The sequence below is a fragment of the Brumimicrobium mesophilum genome, assembly GCF_003025005.1.
GTDB lineage: Bacteria > Bacteroidota > Bacteroidia > Flavobacteriales_D > Crocinitomicaceae > Brumimicrobium > Brumimicrobium mesophilum.
Genome location: NZ_PVSS01000044.1, coordinates 1 through 1,522, shown reverse-complemented (window position 1 = coordinate 1,522; position 1,522 = coordinate 1). Strand labels below are relative to the sequence as shown.

The window sequence follows — 1,522 nt, the reverse complement described above, 5'->3', positions numbered from 1 at the left end:
GGTTTCATAGCCCTGACCGTTAGGTTTAATTAAAATGAAATACACATATACCATATTATTCATACTATTAATATTTTTTTCTTGTTCCGAGAAATCTAAACAAACAGTATCTACAATTCCCGATATTAGTTATCAGATTAAATCAGCTAAGATTAGCCAGTTTAATTTCACTGATTCATCAGAAATCAAAACAGTAGAAAATTATAATTCTTTTGGGGACCTCGTCGAAAAAACAAGCTTGGATATTAATGGTAAGATCATTAACCAAACAATTATAGAATATTTTTCATACAATCATCCTCAAAAAATTATAGTTTTGGATGATTTAATGGATACAATTTATCAAAATTTATATACATATAATTCAGATAGTAGTATTGTAACGATAACTAATTTTTTCAATGGTGAACCATCTGTAGTATATTACTTGTATAAAGATAATTTACAAAACACAATTTATCAAGCAGGTTATGATAATGGTTCTTTATTAGATACCTTGGCAAATAAATATGATAAAAATTACAATAGAATCAAACAATTAGACTTTACAACTAATTCAATTTATAAATTCGGGTATGATACGGAAAATCGAATGATTTCAAAAACGGTAATAGAAATGAATACAAAGGAAATTAAGGAGTCTTTCAATTATGAGTATGAAGTGGATAGTATTGGAAATTGGATATCAATGAAAGAAATTAATTCGACTGGTAATCAAAGAAAGATAATTAAAAGAAAGTTAGATTACTATAAATAAAATAGCAGTGATTTATTTAAATTAGAAAACTAAAACCTAACATAGCCTTTGCCGGTCAGCCTGTGAAAACCTTCGATTTTTACATTCATGTATAGCTAAATGTTTGTATCTTCGATAAAACATTTAGCAAACAGACCGCCGCAAAACCCCAAACGTTATATACCACGACGTAATGAACCGAATTTTAAATATTTTGTTAGCCATCGGACTTTTACAATATGTAATAGTATGGTATGCCTGTGTTCAGAATTGGTTCGTAAATGAAAAAGAAGTTTACGCTATTAGTAGTGTTGTAGTTGGGTTAGCATATCTGTTGAAACACTTCTTAAATAAAAAATTAGATCGAAAAAGTAACCTTCTTTTAATCATTACCATCCTTTACCTAGTTTTTACATCTCTGGCCAAATACAAAATGGATGGATTGACAATATTTCCTATTGCAATTTTGATAACAACATTAATACTCTTGTCATTTGAATTGTATGATTGGTTAAGAGCCAGGTCAAAAAAACATAAAATGAATTTGATTCAATTACTTGGGTTGATTTCCTTTCTAGTTTATTTAATTTTTAAAATCAGACATTATCCAGGAGCAGCTATACCTATGATATTTTTCCATATCAGTCTAATCGGGATTTCAATTGATTTACTAACTAACAGAAGGTATATAACACCAACTAAAAGCCACGGGCAGAACAACCACAGCCAAAAAGCCCGCGTCTCCTAGTTGAGAACCGTTGATCGCAAATAGTCCACCTCGTAAAG

General features: G+C 29.6%; 1 protein-coding gene. It reads left to right on the top strand.

The genetic code is table 11. The features are described 5' to 3' along the window. Positions 1-34 precede the first annotated feature (34 nt). Positions 35-757, top strand: a complete 723-nt coding sequence (locus C6368_RS16945; RefSeq protein WP_107040401.1) for a hypothetical protein — start codon at positions 35-37, stop codon at positions 755-757. Positions 758-1,522: the final 765 nt, after the last annotated feature.